General features: G+C 36.6%; 1 protein-coding gene. It reads right to left on the reverse strand.

Annotated features, from left to right (window positions below; genetic code table 11):
- Positions 1–296: type II CBASS E2 protein (locus tag AC1DJR_RS33675; protein ID WP_477004641.1), on the reverse strand; the 296-nt coding region annotated here is incomplete at its 3' end.
- Positions 297–418: the final 122 nt, after the last annotated feature.

Consider the following 418-nt stretch of genomic DNA (forward strand, 5'->3'; position numbering starts at 1 on the left):
GCTATAAATAGGGAATCGTTATAGCTATTATCATCGGGATAATAAAGGCAAAGTGATCCGTCGCCATAAAGGTGAGGGACTTCTCTATGAATACAAGGTTCTATAATAAAAACTTTTGGGCTAAATCTTTTATAAATAATCTTAACAGTATAAAAAGATGATGAAGAGGTAGGTCGTAACCTACCTATCCAATATCCTTCCTTAAAGTATTTAAAGGACGGAAAACACTGCTGGATTTTTAGACACTGTTTGGGAATAGATAAGTATCGCTTTCTAAATTTTTTCATGAGCCGCATTTACACCAAAGAAACGATGCTCTTTGATTACTGCTCCTTGGTTGTTTTGATTCAGTATACCATCACTATTAACAAACACAGAGCCTGCCGCTACTGCAGATGCCATTTTCGCAGCTTCTGGA

This window comes from Bacillus sp. 05T31, assembly GCF_056396725.1.